The organism is Aquimarina mycalae, assembly GCF_029906345.1.
Classification (GTDB): Bacteria; Bacteroidota; Bacteroidia; order Flavobacteriales; family Flavobacteriaceae; genus Aquimarina.
This window is the reverse complement of the sequence record NZ_JARYGY010000001.1, coordinates 501355-521741: the sequence shown is the minus strand read 5'-3', so window position 1 is coordinate 521741 and position 20387 is coordinate 501355. Positions and strand designations below refer to the sequence as shown.

The following is a 20387-nucleotide window of genomic DNA, read 5'->3' as shown; positions in this document are numbered from 1 at the left end:
TCGAGAAACCACGACAAGAATTGTCGTGGTTTTTTTATAAATACAGATGGTTTTAAAGATATAATGTTTCAATTGGTTAAGAATTCTGATGATATCCCTTATACAGAAAAGCTAAAAAGATTAGATGTATAACTTAGGTATGGGCCTAAAAAATAGTGTGTTTTTCAAATATGGTATAATGTTCAATGCGATATGTATACACTATGCCAGTATAGTTTTTAATTCTGCACATGTTTTTGTAACAAAATGAGTAGTATAGGTACTAATAAATAGTTAGCATACAATTTAAAATTAAACTCAACACTATGAAAATTAATGAAGCATCTAAGTTTTTTAAGAATCTAGTTACTGAAACGGATGAAAAATCCGAAATACGAGTATATAAAAAATTCATTGCTATTTTATCTCAGTTGGACAATAGGGATTTATCTGATGAACAGTTACAGGCAATCGAAGATAGACTAGATGTTTTGGCTGTTGATGTGGATCGAGATAATAGAAAAAAATATTTCAAGCAAAAACTTACTGAGTTTTCGAGTTATTTAAAAAAAGAACTTTCTCTAATATCTGAGGAATATTTTATTGCTATGGGTATGAGTGTCGGTATGTGTTTGGGGATGAGTTTAGGAATGACCTTTGGAATCATTTATGGAGGTTCTAATGGCTTGGTTTACGGAATGACTTTCGGAATGATGATTGGTATGTCTATAGGATTGGCAATTGGTGCCTCGATGGATACTAAAGCAAAGAAAGAAGGTAAAGTATTAGTTACAAAAAGCATTTAAAATCTTCAATAGATATTTGTCGTTCTATGACCAGTGCATATGAATAGGATAGGTATTTATGTTAGATAGCTTTTCTTCAAATAGCATCTTTCTAAGATAAATTGTTTCTTTTTAGTATCCATAATGATATGATTACCTAGATTTTAATCATGTGAAAACATGTAATCTCAACAATATTCTGATTTATCTTATGGTTGCATACCAGCTAACGTAAAACAGAGCTTATCTAGATTTTTACTATCAGGATGAGAAAAATTTACGTTGGATAGAATAATCACTCCTTTTTTGTTTTTAATATCCAATAACATAGATGACATATAGCCACCAGTGGCACCATTATGAAAGTAAAGTTCATTACTTTTTTTAGTATTGATGATCATCCATCCTAGAGCTACTGAACGTTTTTCGTTTTTTTCAAATGTTTTAATTCTTTGAAGATTTAGAATGTTATTTATTGTAAAATTCGCCTGTGCAAATTTTGCTAAATCTTCTACATTCGAATTAATAGCGCCCATACCATGCATACTAGAAAAGGTCCAGGCAGGTACTTTATCGCCTTTAGGACTCAATCCAGATACCAATCTATTCTCCACAATTGAGGGTAGAGAAGAAGATGAATTCATTTTATAAGGAATAAATATTTTTTCTTGTAATAAGGTTTCAAAGTTTTTTCCAGATACTTCTGATAGAATATGACCTAGTAACCCTACACCAAGATTGGAATAAGCCATTTTAGTTCCAGGAGTAGTTTCTGGAGCTAGTTTTTCCTGTAAATATTTTTCGAATTTATCTTGAGTGTAGTTTTTATAAGGATCATCCATATTCAGGATTGAATTCATAAGCATTCCCTTGGGAAGTCTCGGTAACCCAGAAGTGTGATTGGATAAACTTTTTAGTGTTATGAACTTACCGTCTTTTTCAATGTTGTGTAGTGGTGTGTTGAGGTATTGTTGTATTGGTGCAGTTAAGTCTACTTTTTCGTTATACACAAAATCTGCAAGTAAGGTAGATGTAAATACTTTGGAGATGGATCCAATCTGAAAAATTGAATCTGAATTTTGTACGGTATTAAGAGCTCCTTCTTTCCGAAGTATTCCGTAATAAGAAACAGTATCTCCATCGATAAAAGCAAAAGACAATTGCGTGTTATCAGGAAAGTTTTTAGTGTATTTGAAAATACTATCTACTTTTTCTTTAGTGATGTTTTCTTGTGTGATTAATGATGAAGTAGCAGGGGTTATTTCTACCTTATTTGCATTTTTGAAATAAAAAAATAAGGCTGCAAGTGCTGCAATCCCAAGTAATATAAGACTCCCCAGTATGATTAAAAATGTTCTCATGTAAATTGTATATACCCTAATAAGTATATAAAACCAATGAAATGTTACTTATGTAGAGGGAATATTTTTTGTTCTAATGCCTTATTTTTTTAGAAAAGTCTGCTAGTAGAAGTTTTTTTTCGGGTTATGACCTCTATAAACTTATCAAAATCAGTTATTGGATGATGTAATTTGTTACCCTTTTTAGCAAAAGGAATGCGAATATTTTTTCTGTTATATCCTTTAAAATACATGGAATCCCAAAATTGAGGAGAAAGCTGATTATGTTTACTGTCAATATCGATCTCTATAAAATCAATTTTTTTATTTTTTAGTTTTTGTATCAAGGTGTCACATGTAGCACAATCTTTCTCAGTATAAATAAGAAGGCCATATTTTGATGAAGAAGGAGTAGAGGAGACATCTTTCGTTTTTTCTTTTTTAACATCAATGTTTTGAAGTTCTGCGTTTACAATAAGATCATAGGTATAAGACGATGCAACATCTGTAAGCGGAATCAATGTTAGCATTTGGATCTTACTATTAGCAGGAATAGTTTTAATAATCGGTCTTTGAGCACTTCGTCTATATCCAACAGGATTTATCTTAAGAAAAACACTTTTTTCAGCATTGGTATCGTTTTGGACATAAAGAATTGTACGTTTTTTTTGTACTTCTTCTACTAAATGTACAGCTTTTTCTTGTGCAAACCCTATGGTATAACAAAGAATGCATAATATATAGATGGGAATATTATAAGAACAGGTTTTAAGAATTCGTTTCATATTCTTTTTGTAGTAAAGATAATTGATTCGGCTTTACTTTAATAAAAAAAAATACCAACTCTTTTTACCCTCTAAATAAGAAAAATCGATCTTTCATCTTTTCGATTTCAGAATTCTTATTGGTAACGATATAGTCAATTGCTTCTGTGGTGAAATGCTGGCCTTTTTCTGTCAGCGAAACAATATCATTATTAATGATAATCATATTGTTTTTTAAAGCAAGGTCTAGTACTGATTTAGCCTTAACTTTTTGCCAGTTTATATGCTCGTTAAGATGTTGTACGTGTCTTTCTGTTTCATCATCTGTGTGATTTCCTAAATGCAGTAAGAAGGTGAGTAAAGAAACTTCAATACGCTGTTGTCTTTGACGATATAAAACAGAAAAATATCCTTTATTAGGTGCAAATAAATACACTGCCAGAAAAAGTATGCCTAGTACACTAGTCATGGATCCTGATATTGAAGTGTCTAATCCGTGGGCAACCCAATATCCCGCTATGGCAGAAATGACTCCAAAAATACAGGCAAGCAATATCATTTTTTTTAGATCATTAGTAAGTAAATAAGCAGTGGCAGCAGGAGCAATCATAAAAGCAATTACCAGAATAGCTCCAACAGCATCAAAAGCTCCAACGGTAGTAATCGATGCTACTGTCATAAGTCCATAATGCATAACAACAGGCGATAATCCTAGAGCAGCTGCAAGACCAGCATCAAATGTGCTAACTTTTAGTTCTTTGAAAAAAGCAAAAAGTAATCCTAGAGTAATTAATAAAATAGAGCCGATAATCCATAAGGATTTTGGACCAAAATCCATTCCGCTTGCTATTAATCTATCAAAAGGAGCAAATGCAAGTTCTCCTAATAAAACGGCATCAATATCCAAATGAACATCATTTGCGTTTTGGGCAATCATAATGACTCCTATACTGAATAGAGCAGGGAAAACCAATCCAATTGCGGTATCTTCTTTAACTAATCCTGTTTTTTGAATAAACTCTACTAAAACTACAGTGAGCACTCCACTTAATGCGGCTAATAATATTAATAGTGGAGAAGAAAGATCATGTGTGATAAAAAAACCTATTACAATTCCTGGTAGGATAGAATGACTAATAGCATCAGTGATTAAAGCCATTTTGCGCAGTACCAAAAAAGTCCCTGGAATAGCACAGGCAATAGCAACCAAACTTGCAATCAATTGTATTTCAATCTGTGCACTACTCATTTTCTGTATCCGTTAATTGATTATATAAATTTGATGCAGTTTCATATCCAGATGTTGTTAATGACCACATATTCCCTTGGATTGTTACGTAATTTTTGTCTTCCAATTTTTGTAAGGATCGTTTAGTAAATCCTTGAAAATTATTCAGAATTTTGATCGCATGAGGATGAGAAATATCTTCATGATCTCTGGCGATGTTATACATAAATGAAAGTGTTTTGTGTAATTGAAGATCGTTTCGATTTTTTCTAAAACGAATTTCCCTAAATAATAAACCACGCCCTGGAGAAAAAATAAAAGATACCAACACAAAAACTGCAGCAACTAATACAATTACAGGTCCTGTAGATAAATTGTTGTGACTAGCACTAATAGCAGTACCAAGTACTCCAGAAGATGCTCCAAAAATTGCTGCAAGAATTACCATAACGGATAGGCTGTTTGTCCATTGCCTTGCTGCCGCTGCTGGAGCTAGGATCATTGCACTCATTAAAACTACTCCAACCGTTTGTAAACCTAAGACGATAGCAATAACGATGAAAGTAGTAATTAGAATGTCTAAAAACTTGATATTGAATCCTAAGGTTTTAGTATAATCAGCATCAAAAAGGGAAATTTTAAGTTCTTTCCAAAAAAGTAATAAAACAATGAGACATATTCCTGTAACAATTGACATCATCCATACGTCACTTTCTAATAATGTTGCTGCTTGTCCGAAAAGATAATTTTCTAATCCAGCCTGATTGGCATTTGGTAATTTTTGGATATATGTGAGTAACAACATCCCAAACCCAAAAAAGAGTGATAGGATTAATCCCAAAGCCGTATCAGATTTAAGATGCGTTTTTTTAATAATCCCTCTAATCCAGAAACTACCTACTAAACCACTGATCAATGCGCCTAATAAAAATGCATTACTGTTTTTTGCTCCAATAATTAAAAAAGCAATCGCAATACCTGGTAAAGCGGCATGTGATATAGCGTCTCCTAATAAACTTTGTTTTCGCAATACGGCAAAGCTTCCCAACATTCCACAGATAGCTCCTAATACCGCAGTTCCTAACGTAATGGTACGCAATGTATAATCGGTAAAAACAAGCTCTATATATTCTAGAATATCCATGTTGCTATTGTTGAACGCTTACTTTGTAATTAATCCCGTATGTTTTAGTAAGGTTATCGTCGTTAAAAATATCTTTTACAGGTCCCGTTGCTATTTTCTTTACATTTAAAAATGTTACCCAATCAAAATACTCGGGTACTGTTTGCAAATCATGATGTACAACGATTACTGTTTTTCCAGCTTTTCTAAGTTCTTTTAAGATGTTAATAATAGCCTTTTCTGTCGTTGCATCAACTCCTTGAAAAGGTTCGTCCATAAAGTAAATAGAAGCATTTTGGACTAAAGCTCTGGCTAAAAAAATACGCTGTTGTTGTCCTCCAGAAAGCTGACTAATCTGTCTGCTTTTAAAAGCGAGCATTCCAACTTTTTCTAAGGCTTCAAGGGCAGCCTTTTTTTGTTTTTGCCCAGGCCTTTTAATCCAGCCTAAACTTCCGTATGTTCCCATCATTACAACATCTAAGGCAGTAGTAGGAAAATCCCAATCTACACTTCCTTTCTGAGGTACATAAGCAACAAGGGAGCGTTGTTTGTTATAGGGTTTGTTATATATTTTCACACTACCTGCTATAGGTTTTATAATGTCCAAAATCGATTTAATCAATGTAGATTTACCTGCTCCGTTAGGTCCAACAATTGCCATTAATACTCCTTCTGGTATAGCAAGATCAATGTCCCATAATACTGGTTTATAGTTATACGCTACGGTAAGGTCATCTATTTGTACAGCGATTTTGTTTTCCATTATTTTAGCGCGTTTATTATGGTGTTTACGTTGTATTCAAACATTCCAATGTATGTCCCTTCAATTGTTCCTGGATTGCCTAGAGCATCAGAATATAAAGTACCACCAATATTTACTTCATGATCTTTTGATTTTACCGCAGCCTGTAAGGCTTCTATTGTACGTTTAGGAACGGACGTTTCTACAAAAATAGCTTTTACTTTATTGTCAATAATAAAAGAAGCTAACTTCTGTACATCTTGTACTCCAGCTTCTGTGGCGGTAGACAACCCTTGTAATCCAACTACATTGAAATCATATGCTTTCCCAAAATAACTAAATGCATCATGTGCAGTAACCAATATTCTTTTTTCTTTTGGCAAGGTTTCTATCGTTGCTTTTAACTTGGCTTCAAGGAGTTCTAATTTCTCTATATATGCATTTCCGTTAGTTTCAAATGCTTCAGCATTTTTCGGATCTAATTCTTTTAGTTTTTTTATAGTAAAGGCAGTTACTTGTTTCCAGTTGCTGATACTGAACCATATATGTGGATCATAGTTAGATGCAAAATAATCTGATCCAATTAAGATGTTTTTATCTAAAACTTCGCCTATAGCTATAGTTTTGATATTTTGACTGCTCATTTTTTCAAATACTTCTACAAGTTTCCCTTCTAGATGTAAACCATTATAAAATATAACATCAGCATCTACTATCTTCGTAACATCACCTTCACTAGCTTTATATAAATGGGGGTCAACTCCAGAACCCATTAGTCCCTTAACAGTAATTAGATCACCGCCAATATTTTTGACAAGATCTGTGATCATTGTTGTTGTTGTAACTACATTAAGTTTTTGATTTTCATCTTTAACTTCTTTTTTACAGGAAAAAAGAATAGTAAAGAGACATATACCAATGATTCTATAATTCATTTAAGATAATTTTTTGAGTATTTTAATAAGTTGTTTAGCGCTTAAAAAAGATTGTTGTTGAAATATGATTTCGTATTTAGGGTTTAGAATTGTTAAGGTTGGATATGCAGTTTTGTTATTAACGGTTGCAAGCTCTTTAGCTAGTTGATGTACTCCAGTTTTGTTTCCATTAGGTTGAAAACGGAAAGAGTTGCTTAAAAAGTTGATAGTTTCTTGACTTTCACCATTTAACGAAGCGAAATAGAATTTTTCATTTAATCGTTGTATTATATCCTCATTCTTAAAAGTCGTGTTTTCCATGTTTTTGCAATACATACACCAATCTGTATGGATAAAGATAACTAAAGGTTTTGGAGCTATCTTCATTTTGTCCTCAATAGATTCAAAAGATTCAATCTTTAGTTGTGCTGCTATATTTTGATATGCCAGAGATAAAACTAAGAATGATATTATTTGAAAAACTTTCATCTTTTATTGGATTTATAAGGAATAACGAACACCTAGAAAACCTCTTATTCCTTGATTAGAGGCGTATATATAAGTAGTGTCAAAATCTGGTCCAAATGGATCATCAGCCCCAGCAATTAAAAAAGGATTTCCTTGACTAGGAGTCCAGTCTAATAAATTTTTTACACCTCCATATATTTCCAGATTGTTTTTTGATTTATGTGAGAATTGAATGTTTTGTATGCTCCACCAAGGAGATTTGTCTCTTCGAGGATCATCGGGACCTTGAGTTGCTAATTTCATAGGACCATATACGTTTCCTGTATAGTCTAAAGTTAAATTAAGAGATTGTATTTTATAACTGATTCCCCAGGTCCCTGTATAGCTTTCCGTGAGTATCTGACGCGTAGTAACTCCATTTTCTGTGTTTGAGACATTTAGTCCACTCATTCCTAATGTAAATTTTAGGCCATTCGCAAGGTTGATGTTGGTGTTAAGGCTGACTCCTGTAGATACAGCGTGCCCATCTAGATTTCCATATCGAATTTCAGAAGGATTTGTTTCATAATCAGGGATGATAGCATTTGTGAAATATGTATACCAAGCTGATGCATCAAAACTCACAAAAGTTCCATTATCAAAAAATATCTTTTTGAGATAGTTAAGGTTTACATTATAAGATTCTTCGGGATTAAGGTCTTCTTCAATTATCACATCACGGGAACCTGTAAGAGCCGCATGATCTTCTGTAAAAAGATTAACTACTCTAAATCCAGTGCCGGCATTTAATCTAAAAATATTTTTGTCGTTAATACTCCATTTATAAGCAAATCTTGGAGTGAAAATACTTCCATGTCGATTGTGATAATCTAATCTTGCTCCTAATAGAAGTTTATGTTTGGGCGCTATGGTAATTTCATCTTGTAAGAAAATACCTGGAGTATTTGTTTCTTCAGGATTATTTTGATCATTTACAGCTGTGGCTGGTGTGTTATCATCATAGTATTGATATCTATACGCAGCACCGAATAATAGATCGTGAGATTTTAATTTTTTATCCCAAGTTAATTGAGTAAAACCAATTCGTTGTTTTGCTTGATAAGATACGGTTCCGTAATATGAATTTTGATCATGATCTGTATAAGAAAAAGATAGGGTTAAGGGTTCTTTTACGGGTAATTCATAATTACCTAATATTTCATAACGTTCAGTGTATATACTCTCTCCATATATTTGATCACTTCCTCTAAATTCTGAACTCCAATCATTTTCTCCTCCCCAACGATCTTCATAATAAAACCTGCCAGCAAGTGTAAAGTTTTTTCCACTTTTTCGATTAAAATTCCATTTATTAAAAATGGATATACGATCTTGTAATGTAAGATCAGTGAACCCATCCTCATTATTATCTATAACTTGATCATAATAAAAATAATTGATACCAAATAATGCAGAAGCGTTTCCCAGTTTAGTTTTAAAACCAAAATCTACATTAGTTTCACCCCAACTAGTAGCAAAAACATCAGTGCTTATTTCAGGTGCATCATTTGGGTTTTTAGTAATAACATTGATAAGTCCACCTACAGCTTCACTTCCGTATAACGATGAAGCAGGGCCTTTTACAACTTCAATTCTATCAATTAGTGAGTTAGGTATCCCAGATAACCCATAAACAGTAGATAATCCGCTTACAATAGGCATTCCATCAATCATTACTAGTGTGTAGGGACCTTCAAGACCATTAATATGTATGTCTCCAGTATTACAGATACTACAGTTTAATTGAGGTCTTACTCCATTTATGTTTTGTAAGGATTCAAACAAATTAGGTGTTGGGTTTTTCTTGAAAAATGTTGGAGAGTAGATTTCTACAGGAACTGGACTTTCTGATCGACTTACAGGTTTTAATGTCCCTGTGATTACTACTTCATCAAGGGTTGATCCTTGCGACATAACAAGGTTTATTTTATTTTTACCTGCAACTATAGATACTTTTTTCTTGATAGGAGTGTATCCTGTAAATGAAGCAATTACTTTATAATTTCCTATAGGTATATTTTCTATAATAAATGCTCCGTGCTCATCACTTGAACTTCCTAACTCGGTTCCTTCGATAAATATATTGGCAAAAGGTAATGTTCCATTATCGTCATATATTATTCCTTGTAATGTACCATTTTGCGCTTTAACATTATAAAAAGTGGAAAGAAGACAAACTAAATAAATAAAGTTAGTTATATTTCGTTTCTTTATTAGTGGCATATATTTGTAATTATTAACTTTACAAAACTAAAAAAGTTAGCTATGACTAACAAATTAAATTTGAATAATTTAACAAAAAGCGAAGAAGACTATTTAAAAGCTCTTTTTCAGTTGCTTATAGAAGACGATTCTTCTAAAGTAGGAAACAATCAACTTGCTGAATATCTTAAGGTGTCACCAGCCTCTACCAATAATATGATTAAGAAGCTTAAGGCTAAAGGGTATGTAGTAAGCGAGAAGTATGGTAAACTTGAATTAACCGAAGAAGGTAAATCTATTGCGGTACGTCTGATTCGAAAACATCGTTTATGGGAAACTTTTTTGTGTAATTATTTAAATTTCACTTGGGATGAGGTGCATGATGTAGCAGAACAGTTGGAGCATATAAAGTCACAAAAGTTGATTAATGAGCTGGATCGTTTTATGGATTTTCCGACAAAAGATCCTCATGGAGAAGTTATTCCAAATGCAGATGGAGAGTATTCGGTTATGCCGAAGATTACATTGTCATCTCTTTCTGAAGGAGATATTTGTCAATTGGTTGCGGTAAACGATGGGTCTGTTAATTTTCTCAGATATGTGTCTAAAATCGGACTAGCATTAAGTAGCGAGATAAAAGTATTAGAAGTTAGAGAGTTCGACAGCTCTATTAAAATCCAATTTAATGATATAGAAGAAACGGTTACCAGAAAATTTGCAGATAATGTTTTTGTGAAGGTGAAAATAGTCTGATATAATAATAAATGTTAAAATAATGCGTGATAATATTAGATTGTAAGTAATACATATTATCTTTGGAACACACAATCAATTTATGGAGCTTAATTTAAAAAGACCGATATGTTTTTTCGATCTAGAAACTACTGGTATTAATATTTCTAAAGATCGAATCGTGGAGATTTCTATCCTAAAAGTTTTTCCTAATGGTAATAAGGAAAGTAAAACTTGGCTTGTTAATCCCGAGATGCCAATTCCGCCAGAAACTACCGAAGTACATGGGATTACAAATGAAAAAGTAGCAAATGAGCCTACTTTTAAGCAATTAGCGTCCAATGTTAGTGAGATGATCAAAGGATGTGATCTGGGAGGATTTAATTCTAATCGTTTTGATATTCCTTTATTGGCAGAAGAATTGTTGCGTGCTGATGTGGATTTTGATATGAAGAATACTGTAGCGGTAGATGTGCAGACTATTTTTCATAAAATGGAGAAAAGAACGTTATCTGCAGCGTATAAGTTTTATTGTGATAAAGATCTGGAAGATGCGCATTCTGCTGAGGCCGATACAAATGCTACCTATGAAGTTCTGAAAGCCCAATTAGATCGATATCCCGAGTTGGAAAATGATACTAAGTTTTTGGCAGAGTTTAGCTCGAGAAAACAATTTGCTGATTTTGCTGGTTTTATAGCATATGATAAGGAAGGAAAGGAGATATTTTCTTTTGGAAAACATAAGGGTAAGTTGGTAGAAAAGGTAATGGAAGAAGAACCAGGTTATTTTGGATGGCTTCAGAATGCTGATTTTCCATTGTATACTAAAAAAGTACTTACAGCGGTTAGACTTCGCAAATTAAATAATAGCCTTAAATTATAATTCTCTCTATATTCAGTTTTATGAAGCTTATTTGCATAGGTCGCAATTATACGGATCACATTGAAGAGTTAGAAAATGAAAAACCAACGGATCCAGTGGTTTTTATGAAACCCGATACCTCTATTCTGTTAAAAAAGCAACCTTTTTTTATTCCTGATTTTTCTGATGATGTCCATCATGAAGTTGAAATTTTGATAAAAATCAACAAAGTTGGAAAGCATATTGATAGAAAATTTGCACATAAATATTACAACGAAGTAAGTTTGGGAATCGATTTTACTGCAAGAGATTTGCAGAGTAAATTGAAAGCTAAAGGATTGCCTTGGGAGAAAGCAAAAGCTTTTGATGGAGCTGCTGTTATAGGGAATTGGATTGCAAAAGAGAACTTTTCTGATATCAATAATATTGACTTTAGGTTGGAAAAAAATGGAACAGCTGTTCAGAAAGGGAATACTAAATTTATGTTGTGGAAGATTGATGAATTAATAGAATATGTGTCAAAATATTTTACTTTAAAGATTGGAGATGTTATCTTTACAGGAACACCAGCTGGAGTTGGAGCTGTGAAAGCAGAGGATACATTGACTGGTTTTATAGAAGGACAACAAACTTTTTCAATAAGAATTAAATAAATGAGCAAACGGTATAGCTTAGATAGTGTAAATGAATTGTCAGGAGGAGATGATGAATTTATAATTGTGTTAGTACAAACATTTTTGGAAGAAATACCACCCGATCTTGATAGCATGGTTGAAGCGGTAAATAATGATAATCCTCAGACGGCATATCAGTATGCTCATAAAATGAAACCAAACCTTCAATTGTTTGATATTGATTTGTTAAAACAAATTAAGCAAGTAGAGTCTTGGTCTAAAACTGGTAAAGATAAATCAGAAATTTTACCAACTTTAAATCATATTGTTGCTACAGTGAATGGAGCAATTGAAGACCTGAAAGCTGACTTTCAATAATTATGCTCGCAGAAATAATTACGATAGGAGATGAAATCCTTATTGGTCAAATTGTAGATTCTAATTCTGCTTTTTTAGGAAAAGAGCTTAATAAAATTGGAATCGATGTATATCAGATTACTTCTATTCAGGATGATAAACAACATATTCTTAAAGCGTTAGAAGAAGCAAAAAACAGGGTTGATGTAGTGTTGATTACAGGAGGATTAGGTCCTACTAAAGATGATATTACGAAACATACGATTTGCGAATACTTTAATGATACCTTAGTTCAGAATGATGATGTTTTAAAGCATATAGAAGTGCTATTTGAAAAATACATTAAAGCACCTGTTACGGATATTAATAAGATGCAAGCATTAGTTCCAGCTACTGCAACGGTCTTGATGAATAATTATGGCACTGCTCCAGGAATGTGGCTTGAAAAAGATGATACCGTTTTTGTCTCTATGCCAGGAGTTCCTTTTGAGATGAAAAATCTAATGAAGGATGAAGTACTCGTAAGGCTACAGAAAAGATTTGATCGACCATATATTATACATAAAACGGTATTAACTTATGGTCTTGGAGAAAGTGCGCTAGCAAAAAAAATTGAGCATTGGGAAGATAATTTACCTTCATTTATAAAACTTGCATATCTTCCTAATCTAGGTAGAGTTAGATTGCGTCTTTCTGCTCGTGGCGCAGACGAAAACCTTTTAAAGGATACTATCGAAACAAGAATTACCGAACTACATAAGCTTATAGGTGATATTATTGTCGGTTATGAAGAAGATGAATCTATAGAGATGATGATAGGTAAAATACTTCTTTCTCGCGGTCATTTTTTGGCGGTTGCAGAAAGTTGTACTGGAGGAAAAATTGCACAATCTTTAACTGCTAATGCGGGAGCTTCTTCTTTTTTTAATGGAGGAGCAGTTACCTATGCAACCCAAACTAAAATGGATATATTGGGTGTGGATGCAGATATAATCAAAAAGTACTCGGTAACAAGTCATGAGGTAGCAGAAGCAATGGCATTGGGAGTAAAAAAAGTGTTTAAATCTGATTATGGAATTGCTACTACAGGTAATGCAGGACCAACAAAAGGAGATGGAGATGCAGAGGTGGGAACCGTTTTTATTGCTATAGCAACTCCTGATCGTGTTTTTTCAGAGAAATTTGTATTTAGCAATTTAAGAGAGCGGATTATTGGAAAGGCGGTAAATAAATCTTTTGAGCTGCTTTTTAAAGAGTTGAACTAGATAAGTTTAGATTATTTAAGTAATCCATTTTTTGCCCAGTCTATTGCGTCTTGGATATTTTTAAAATGATAAAAAGGCCTTTGTGCAAAGTGTTTTTCTATTTTGATTGACATTTCACTTGTCTTATTATGAGTAACTACTCCGTAGCCTTTAAAATTGTCCATTTGTATCAATGGGCAATACATATAGTCGGTAGGAAAAATAGAATGAGAATGTATTCTATCAGATATAAAGCTAAAGGGTTCTCCGTTTCCAAAATGTTTTTGTACAATAGGGATTAGATCTTGTAGTTTTTCCAGTGTGATCACTTCTCCTTCTTTAATTTCTGCAATGAAATATCTGTCATAAAAATAATATGCTCCTAAGGCTAGATCATATTTTTGTACTAAGAGATCATCTGATTTAGATTTCATAACTCTATTTTTTTATTAGTGTTATTTAGGTCGGAAAAACAGAATGATAATTTCATGTTAGTGTTTGATTATTAGTATTTTATTTGGTTTCAAACGTTATAGTTAATAACTAATTAAAAGTTAAGATGATATTGCGTTTTCTTGATAGTTACAGTGTTTTATGTAAATCGAATCTTGTATGATATTATAAAATCAATCCCTCGCGATTAATTCTGTACCCCATTCAATAGCTTCTTCTAAGTTATCAAAAATTTTTGCTGGCGCCTGAACAAATGATTTTTCAAATTTTGCCATTCTAGTGTCTTTAGCATTATATGTTACTACAGCAAAACCTTTTGCATTGGGATAAAGTTCAACGAACTTATAATGTCCTGTTGGTGCAAAGGAGTATGAGTTTATTCGATTTGCGATATAAAAAAAAGGTGTTTCGTTTCCATAATACGTTTTGATTAGCTCAAACAATGTAGTCGAATTTTCTACGCTTAGTAGAATACCTTCTTTAATCTCAGATATGAGAAAGTTTTTGTAGAAATAAAATACGCCAATTGCAATGTCATGGGTCTTGACAAGATTTTTATTGGGGTTATGATTCATTTAGGATAAGGCTTTTAATTTACTTAAAAATAGAAAAAAGTTAACAAATCATTAATAGGATTTTCAGGAATTTGCAATCAAGTTTATTGTGATATTTCTGATTTATGTTTGGGTTTAATCTCGTGCAATCAATTCATCAACCCAAAGTACAGCTTCATCTAGGCTATCAAAAATTCTTGTTTCGTTTTCTAGAAAAGATTGTTCTAAAGCAGCTACTTTGTTATTGATTGCGTCATAAGTCACTACACCATACCCTACGAAATTAGGGAATAGTTTAGAGGATTTAAAATGTCCTGTAGGAACAAAAGAATAAGAGTTTTTTCGATTCGAGATATATACAAAAGGAGTAGAAGTTCCGTAGTATGAGTGTATTAGTTGAAATAGATCTGCGCAATTTTCAAACGTAAGTATAATTCCTTCTTTTATTTCAGAAATTACGTGATTTTCGTAAAAATAAAATACTCCCATAGCAAGCTCGTGCTTCCTAATAAGCTTCTTGTCAAAATTATGAATCATTTTTAAATGAAATGTTTTCCAATTACTTGTGTAATATATTATTTTTTTAATAATTAATCAATAAAAGCCTTATTTTAATTAACAAACCATAGCGTTATAGTTAATTTATTAATGAATTATTAAGAATTGTTGAATGTTTAATCGTGCGGAATTAGCTCATCTACCCAAAGTATTGCATCTTCAATACTGTCAAAAATTTTAGTAGGAATATTGAGAAATGATTGTTCTAGTGAAGCTATTTTATCATTAATATGGTTGTAGGTGATTACTCCATACCCTTTTATATTAGGGAACATTTTTGCAGACTTGAAATGAGAAGTAGGTTCAAAAGAATAAGAGTTCTTTCTATTAGATATGTATACAAAAGGGATATTATTACCGTAGTACTCCTTTGCTAGATGAAATAATTTAGCGGCTTTGTCAAAACTTAAAGAAATTCCTTCATTCATTTCTGAGACCACAAAATTTTTATAAAAATAAAATGACCCAATTTCAAGATCATGTTTTTTAATTAAGTTTTTGGAGATATTTTGAAACATAGCAATATGGGTTTTTGCTCTAAGATACGATTTAGTGTTTTAAAAATCAATGATTTATTGTGAGATTTTTAGCATTTTTTTAGTAGGATAACACTGTTAATAGATAGTTGAATTGAGGTTATTGTGGATATAAGCTATAAAAAAAGCGGATTTTTTGAATCCGCTTTTTTACTACTTAATTACCTCATATCAAGTAGTTAGTTACAGTTATGAAAACTAACTGGTGTAAAAGTAATTGCTATAGATGACTTCTTATATAGGTATAAACCCCTGTTTTGTCGAATATTACTATAGTTTAAAAGGGTTATGTCATATCTTTGTTGTGCATAAAAGAAGGTTGTCAAAGGTTCTGTCTATATACATTAAGACTGTAAAACTCGATATTTGATAGGACATTTAAAAAAAAATGACAAAAGAGGAAAAAAATTACAAAACTATTATTGGTGGTTCGGTAAATAATTCGTTAATTTGCACCCTGTTTTGAAATAATACCAAAATCAAGAAGAGATGTCAAGAGTTTGCGAGCTTACAGGTAAAAAAGCAATGGTGGGAAATAATGTTTCTCACGCAATGAATAAAACAAAACGTAAATTCAACGCGAATTTAATTAAAAAACGTTTTTATCTTCCAGAAGAAGATCGTTGGGTTACACTTAAAGTGTCTACTGCAGCACTAAAAAATATAAATAAAAACGGTATTGCTGCTGTTTTAAAAGAAGCAAGAGCTAAAGGTTTCTTAACTAAATAAATTAGCTTTTAAAAAGATATTATAATGGCAAAGAGAGGTAATAGAGTTCAGGTAATCTTAGAATGTACAGAGCACAAAGGATCTGGTAAACCAGGTACATCTAGATATATTACAACTAAGAATAAGAAAAATACTCCTGATAGAATGGAATTAAAGAAGTTTAATCCTATTCTTAAGAAAATGACTGTTCATAAAGAAATAAAATAAGACAATGGCAAAGAAATCAGTAGCATCGTTGCAAACAGGATCAAAGAGATTAACAAAAGCCATCAATATGGTTAAATCTCCAAAAACAGGGGCATACACTTTTGTAGAGTCTATTATGCAGCCTGATGCAGTAAATGACTTTTTTAAGAAAAAGTAATTCGTAAAAAGATATTTTAAAAAGAAGCCGTTTCAATTTTATTGGAATGGCTCTTTCTTTTTATATTTATACAACCATAATGGTGTGTTTCATATTTTAACTATATAGCATTCTGAATACAATATATGAGCTTGTTTAAAAAAATATTTTCTTCAGAGAAAAAAGAAACCTTAGATAAAGGGTTAGAGAAATCTAAAACTAGTTTTTTTACTAAGTTAAGTAAAGCTGTAGCTGGTAAATCTAAGGTTGATGATGATGTGTTAGATAACCTCGAAGAGGTTTTGGTGACTAGTGATGTTGGAGTAAAGACAACGATTAAGGTAATAGAAAGGATAGAAGACCGTGTATCTAGAGATAAATATATGGGTACAGATGAACTTAATCAGATATTAAGAGAAGAAATCGCTGGTTTATTATCCGAAACTAATTCTGGTGAAGCTACAGAATTTGATATTCCTGAGAATAAAAAACCTTATGTCTTAATGGTTGTTGGTGTAAATGGAGTTGGTAAGACTACAACAATAGGTAAATTGGCATATCAATTTAATAAAAAAGGCTTGAAAGTTGTGTTGGGTGCTGCGGATACTTTTAGAGCCGCCGCAATTGATCAATTACAAGTTTGGGCAGATCGTGTTGATGTTCCTATCGTAAAACAAGATATGGGTAGTGACCCCGCATCTGTTGCTTTTGATACTTTACAATCAGGAGTGAATCAAGATGCAGATGTTATTATAATTGATACAGCTGGACGTTTGCATAATAAAGTGAATTTAATGAACGAGCTTACTAAAGTAAAGCGTGTTATGCAAAAAGTGATCGGAGATGCTCCTCATGATGTTTTGTTGGTATTGGATGGTTCTACTGGACAGAATGCATTTGAGCAGGCTAAACAGTTTACTGCTGCTACAGAAGTAACGTCATTAGCGGTTACTAAACTTGATGGAACGGCTAAAGGAGGTGTTGTTATTGGAATCAGTGATCAATTTCAGATTCCTGTAAAATATATCGGAGTAGGAGAGGGAATTGAAGACCTTCAGGTGTTTAATAAATATGAATTTGTGGATTCGTTTTTTAAGTAAAATACAACTGTTACAAAATAGTTAAAAAGGTGTTATGATGTATTCATAGCACCTTTTTTTTTATACTTTCATTCTGTGAATACTATTATAACTATTTTTCTATGAGAAGATTACTATACGTTTTTATCGCACTTTTGATTTTTATTTCTTGTAAAAAGGAAAAACAAGAACAGCAAAAAGAATTACAGCCTAAAGTGGTGTGGGAATCATATGATGAAACTGAAGATTTAGCCGCAACTCAAAAATTAACACAAACCAGAATGCATCTTAAACTGGTAAATTCTAAAATTCTAGATAAGAATGATATTTGGAAATCTTTGGAATCAGAGTTGGACTATTTCTCTGAAGACGATTATAATAGGTTAAAGAAGTTTGTGATAGAAAAGAATATACCTTCTATTCAACAAAGTGTGAAAGATGGTTTGTTGTCGTATGAAGAATTGACTAAGTTTTATATATATCGAATTAGAAAGTATGAAAGCGATAATTCAATGTCTTTAAATTCGGTAATATCATTAAACCCAAAGGTAGTTGAACAAGCTAGAGCATTAGATAAGATAGATAAGAATACTATTGATGTAAATTCAGTTTTCGGGATGCCGATAATGCTTAAAGATAATATTGGTGCCGAAGATATGAAAACAACAGCTGGTGCTATTGCATTACAAGAAAATGAAACAACTAATGCTTTTATTACTAAAAGATTGCTGGATCAAAATGCTTTAATTTTAGGAAAAGCTAACCTTAGTGAATGGGCATATTTTCTTTGTATAGGTTGTCCAGTAGGTTATAGTGCAGTTGGAGGACAAACACTTAATCCTTATGGTAGAATGGTTTTTGAAACTGGTGGTTCCAGCTCAGGAAGCGGCGTTACCGTTGCAGCTAATTTTTGTGTAGCAGCTATTGGAACAGAAACAAGTGGATCTATTTTATCTCCTTCTAGTCAAAATTCTATTGTTGGATTGAAACCAACCATTGGTTTGTTAAGTAGGTCAGGTATTGTTCCAATATCTAGTACTTTAGATACTCCTGGACCAATGACCAAAAATGTTATTGATAATGCAATCTTGTTAAATGCGTTGATTGGTAAAGATGAGAATGATTCTGCTTCTGTGGCTACAGATGCTAATTATCTATTATCTGTTAAAGAGGGAACAATAAAAGGAAAACGCTTTGGTGTGATTAAGGAATTTTTAGAAGATACAGTATATGCAAATGCTGTAGATAAAATTAAAATAGCTGGAGGAGAGATTGTAGAAATTGAACCCAAACAAACTCCTTTACCAGGCTTTTTGAGTATTTTAAATATTGATATGAAGAACGATCTTCCTACATATATTAATTCACATGCAAGTGATAATATTACTGTTAGAACTATTCAGGAGGCAATTGCTTTTAATATACAGGATACGCTAACAAGAATCCCTTATGGGCAAGGAATATTTGAAGGGATAGTTAACGATAGTACAACAACAGAAGGTTTAGAAAACATAAAAGAGAATCTTATGAAAGTGGCACGTAATTATTTTGATACTCATCTCGAAGAACACAACCTTGATGCTGTGTTGTCAATAAATAATTACCATGCTGGATATGCTGCTGTAGCTAAATATCCTGCGCTTACAGTACCTATGGGATATACAGATAATGGAGAGCCAAAAGGGTTAACGTTTATATCAAAACCTTTTTCTGAAGCTCAATTACTGCAATTGGGTATAGCTTATGAGTCGATTACGAAAGAGCGTAAAATGCCTTTTAAGTATTTGGATTGAGTGAATTTTATGAATAAAAAAAGGCCACCAAATTAGTGACCTTTAGTGTGTATAGAGTTGTGTGTTTAGTATGTTGTTTCTAATGCAGTTATGTCTCCAGAAGTGAATGGGCGATCTGTTCCGTTGCTGCACGCAAGCATCCAAGAACCATTTTCTGGTCCAGATGGTGTTCCTGGAATGTATATAGCGCCTACGCCCGCATCACCTTCATTACTTGTGGGGCCTCCACAGCTAAAGGAGCGATCGGTGTAATCTGTATGACGAAATCCGATAGCATGTCCGATTTCATGAGCGATAACTGTTGCTGCATCTGCAGGAACTCCTCCTCTTCGTGGATTGTAAATATCAGAATTTAAAACAATAGGTGTTGCTGGATTTCCATTTGTGTCAGGAAAACCTGCGCTACGGCCAAGAATGATTCCTCCGCCACGTACTCTTTTTAATTTTTGTGATAAAATATCAATGTCTGCACCTGAATTGTTTGACCTTTGAAAAGAAATTTCTAAGCCTAAGGAATTGTAACGATTTAATGCGTCGTCAAAAGCAGCTTGCATGGTAGAATTGAATTGAGTGTCCATGTATACGCTTACTACGCGTGGAGTGCTTACTATATTAGTGGTTCTGTAGTGTTTGTTGTTTTCATTTCCGAAGCCCACTGTTGGAAGCATTTGTTCAATTTGTTTTTCTGTTAAGAAAATATCCTCTACAGAAATACCTTGCTTACCATTAAAAGTGTCTTCAAAAGCTGTTTCTGTGTCGAAACCTAAGGTTTCTAACTTCGCTTTTGTTAGTGGGTCGATTGATTGTATTTCTTCGGTTGAGTTAGAGTCACAGGAAACAAATGTAGAGGTTGTTATAATTGCGGCCCCGAATAATGATAATAATCTGCTTTTTTTCATAAGTTGAGTGTTTTGAGTTATAAATACGCTTGTGTGCAAATGGTTGTAAT

24 protein-coding genes are annotated in these 20387 nt (G+C 32.7%); 11 read left to right on the top strand and 13 right to left on the bottom strand.

The genetic code is table 11. From position 1 onward, the window contains the following. Positions 1 to 305: 305 nt before the first annotated feature. Positions 306 to 785 carry a hypothetical protein gene (locus QBK95_RS02235; RefSeq protein ID WP_280930089.1) on the top strand — a complete coding sequence of 160 codons (480 nt, stop codon included), beginning with the start codon at positions 306 to 308 and terminating at the stop codon, positions 783 to 785. 188 nt (positions 786 to 973) lie between these two features. Here QBK95_RS02235 and QBK95_RS02230 read toward each other — a convergent pair whose 3' ends face one another. The 8 genes from QBK95_RS02230 to QBK95_RS02195 all read right to left on the bottom strand — a co-directional run bounded on the left by QBK95_RS02230 (position 974) and on the right by QBK95_RS02195 (position 9605). Beyond that, the gene (locus QBK95_RS02230) at positions 974 to 2125 is read right to left on the bottom strand and encodes a serine hydrolase domain-containing protein (protein WP_280930087.1); all 1152 of its coding nucleotides are present in this window, start codon (positions 2123 to 2125) and stop codon (positions 974 to 976) included. Between the two features lie 89 nt (positions 2126 to 2214). After that, positions 2215 to 2889 carry a hypothetical protein gene (locus QBK95_RS02225; protein WP_280930085.1) on the bottom strand — a complete coding sequence of 225 codons (675 nt, stop codon included), beginning with the start codon at positions 2887 to 2889 and terminating at the stop codon, positions 2215 to 2217. Between the two features lie 64 nt (positions 2890 to 2953). Further along, positions 2954 to 4117: a metal ABC transporter permease gene (locus tag QBK95_RS02220; RefSeq protein WP_280930083.1), complete on the bottom strand. Its 1164-nt coding sequence runs from the start codon at positions 4115 to 4117 to the stop codon at positions 2954 to 2956. Then, positions 4110 to 5240, bottom strand: a complete 1131-nt coding sequence (locus QBK95_RS02215; protein ID WP_280930081.1) for a metal ABC transporter permease — start codon at positions 5238 to 5240, stop codon at positions 4110 to 4112. Before QBK95_RS02215 ends, QBK95_RS02220 begins: the two co-directional genes overlap by 8 nt. Before the next feature lie 4 nt (positions 5241 to 5244). After that, positions 5245 to 5982 carry a metal ABC transporter ATP-binding protein gene (locus tag QBK95_RS02210; RefSeq protein WP_280930079.1) on the bottom strand — a complete coding sequence of 246 codons (738 nt, stop codon included), beginning with the start codon at positions 5980 to 5982 and terminating at the stop codon, positions 5245 to 5247. Beyond that, entirely contained in the window at positions 5982 to 6896 is a 915-nt protein-coding gene (locus QBK95_RS02205; RefSeq protein WP_280930077.1) for a metal ABC transporter solute-binding protein, Zn/Mn family, read from the bottom strand. Before QBK95_RS02205 ends, QBK95_RS02210 begins: the two co-directional genes overlap by 1 nt. Then, positions 6897 to 7364 carry a thioredoxin family protein gene (locus tag QBK95_RS02200; RefSeq protein WP_280930075.1) on the bottom strand — a complete coding sequence of 156 codons (468 nt, stop codon included), beginning with the start codon at positions 7362 to 7364 and terminating at the stop codon, positions 6897 to 6899. Between the two features lie 12 nt (positions 7365 to 7376). Then, positions 7377 to 9605: a TonB-dependent receptor gene (locus tag QBK95_RS02195; RefSeq protein WP_280930073.1), complete on the bottom strand. Its 2229-nt coding sequence runs from the start codon at positions 9603 to 9605 to the stop codon at positions 7377 to 7379. Positions 9606 to 9647: 42 nt separating this feature from the next. Here QBK95_RS02195 and QBK95_RS02190 point away from each other — a divergent pair, with 42 nt between their 5' ends. The 5 genes from QBK95_RS02190 to QBK95_RS02170 all read left to right on the top strand — a co-directional run bounded on the left by QBK95_RS02190 (position 9648) and on the right by QBK95_RS02170 (position 13414). Further along, positions 9648 to 10337 (top strand): metal-dependent transcriptional regulator, encoded by a 690-nt coding sequence (locus QBK95_RS02190; RefSeq protein WP_280930071.1) that lies wholly within the window; start codon positions 9648 to 9650, stop codon positions 10335 to 10337. An 82-nt stretch (positions 10338 to 10419) separates the two neighbouring features. Continuing rightward, complete coding sequence (locus QBK95_RS02185; RefSeq protein WP_280930069.1) at positions 10420 to 11199, top strand: 3'-5' exonuclease; 780 nt, start codon at positions 10420 to 10422, stop codon at positions 11197 to 11199. A gap of 20 nt (positions 11200 to 11219) precedes the next feature. Beyond that, positions 11220 to 11831, top strand: coding sequence for a fumarylacetoacetate hydrolase family protein (locus QBK95_RS02180; RefSeq protein ID WP_280930067.1), 612 nt, complete (start codon positions 11220 to 11222; stop codon positions 11829 to 11831). Continuing rightward, a complete protein-coding gene (locus QBK95_RS02175) occupies positions 11832 to 12170 on the top strand; it encodes an Hpt domain-containing protein (protein WP_280930066.1) in 339 nt (112 codons plus the stop codon). A gap of 2 nt (positions 12171 to 12172) precedes the next feature. After that, positions 12173 to 13414, top strand: coding sequence for a competence/damage-inducible protein A (locus QBK95_RS02170; protein WP_280930064.1), 1242 nt, complete (start codon positions 12173 to 12175; stop codon positions 13412 to 13414). A gap of 11 nt (positions 13415 to 13425) precedes the next feature. On the opposite strand, the gene QBK95_RS02165 is transcribed toward QBK95_RS02170, so the two are convergent. The 4 genes from QBK95_RS02165 to QBK95_RS02150 form a co-directional block, all read right to left on the bottom strand. Continuing rightward, on the bottom strand, positions 13426 to 13827 hold the full coding sequence (locus QBK95_RS02165) for a hypothetical protein (protein ID WP_280930062.1): 402 nt from the start codon (positions 13825 to 13827) through the stop codon (positions 13426 to 13428). 192 nt (positions 13828 to 14019) lie between these two features. Then, positions 14020 to 14421, bottom strand: coding sequence for a hypothetical protein (locus QBK95_RS02160; RefSeq protein ID WP_280930060.1), 402 nt, complete (start codon positions 14419 to 14421; stop codon positions 14020 to 14022). 114 nt (positions 14422 to 14535) lie between these two features. Then, complete coding sequence (locus QBK95_RS02155; protein ID WP_280930059.1) at positions 14536 to 14937, bottom strand: hypothetical protein; 402 nt, start codon at positions 14935 to 14937, stop codon at positions 14536 to 14538. Between the two features lie 137 nt (positions 14938 to 15074). Further along, positions 15075 to 15476 (bottom strand): hypothetical protein, encoded by a 402-nt coding sequence (locus tag QBK95_RS02150; RefSeq protein WP_280930057.1) that lies wholly within the window; start codon positions 15474 to 15476, stop codon positions 15075 to 15077. A gap of 507 nt (positions 15477 to 15983) precedes the next feature. Here QBK95_RS02150 and rpmB point away from each other — a divergent pair. The 5 genes from rpmB (at position 15984) to QBK95_RS02125 (ending at position 19438) form a co-directional block, all read left to right on the top strand. Further along, positions 15984 to 16223 (top strand): 50S ribosomal protein L28, encoded by a 240-nt coding sequence (gene rpmB / locus QBK95_RS02145; RefSeq protein ID WP_280930055.1) that lies wholly within the window; start codon positions 15984 to 15986, stop codon positions 16221 to 16223. A 24-nt stretch (positions 16224 to 16247) separates the two neighbouring features. After that, positions 16248 to 16430, top strand: a complete 183-nt coding sequence (rpmG, locus tag QBK95_RS02140; RefSeq protein WP_280930053.1) for a 50S ribosomal protein L33 — start codon at positions 16248 to 16250, stop codon at positions 16428 to 16430. A 4-nt stretch (positions 16431 to 16434) separates the two neighbouring features. After that, on the top strand, positions 16435 to 16587 hold the full coding sequence (locus QBK95_RS02135) for a DUF4295 domain-containing protein (protein WP_280930051.1): 153 nt from the start codon (positions 16435 to 16437) through the stop codon (positions 16585 to 16587). Between the two features lie 125 nt (positions 16588 to 16712). Beyond that, on the top strand, positions 16713 to 17666 hold the full coding sequence (gene ftsY, locus QBK95_RS02130; RefSeq protein WP_280930049.1) for a signal recognition particle-docking protein FtsY: 954 nt from the start codon (positions 16713 to 16715) through the stop codon (positions 17664 to 17666). 101 nt (positions 17667 to 17767) lie between these two features. Next, entirely contained in the window at positions 17768 to 19438 is a 1671-nt protein-coding gene (locus tag QBK95_RS02125; protein WP_280930047.1) for an amidase family protein, read from the top strand. Between the two features lie 65 nt (positions 19439 to 19503). Here QBK95_RS02125 and QBK95_RS02120 read toward each other — a convergent pair whose 3' ends face one another. Then, positions 19504 to 20337 (bottom strand): M57 family metalloprotease, encoded by an 834-nt coding sequence (locus QBK95_RS02120; RefSeq protein WP_280930045.1) that lies wholly within the window; start codon positions 20335 to 20337, stop codon positions 19504 to 19506. Positions 20338 to 20387: the final 50 nt, after the last annotated feature.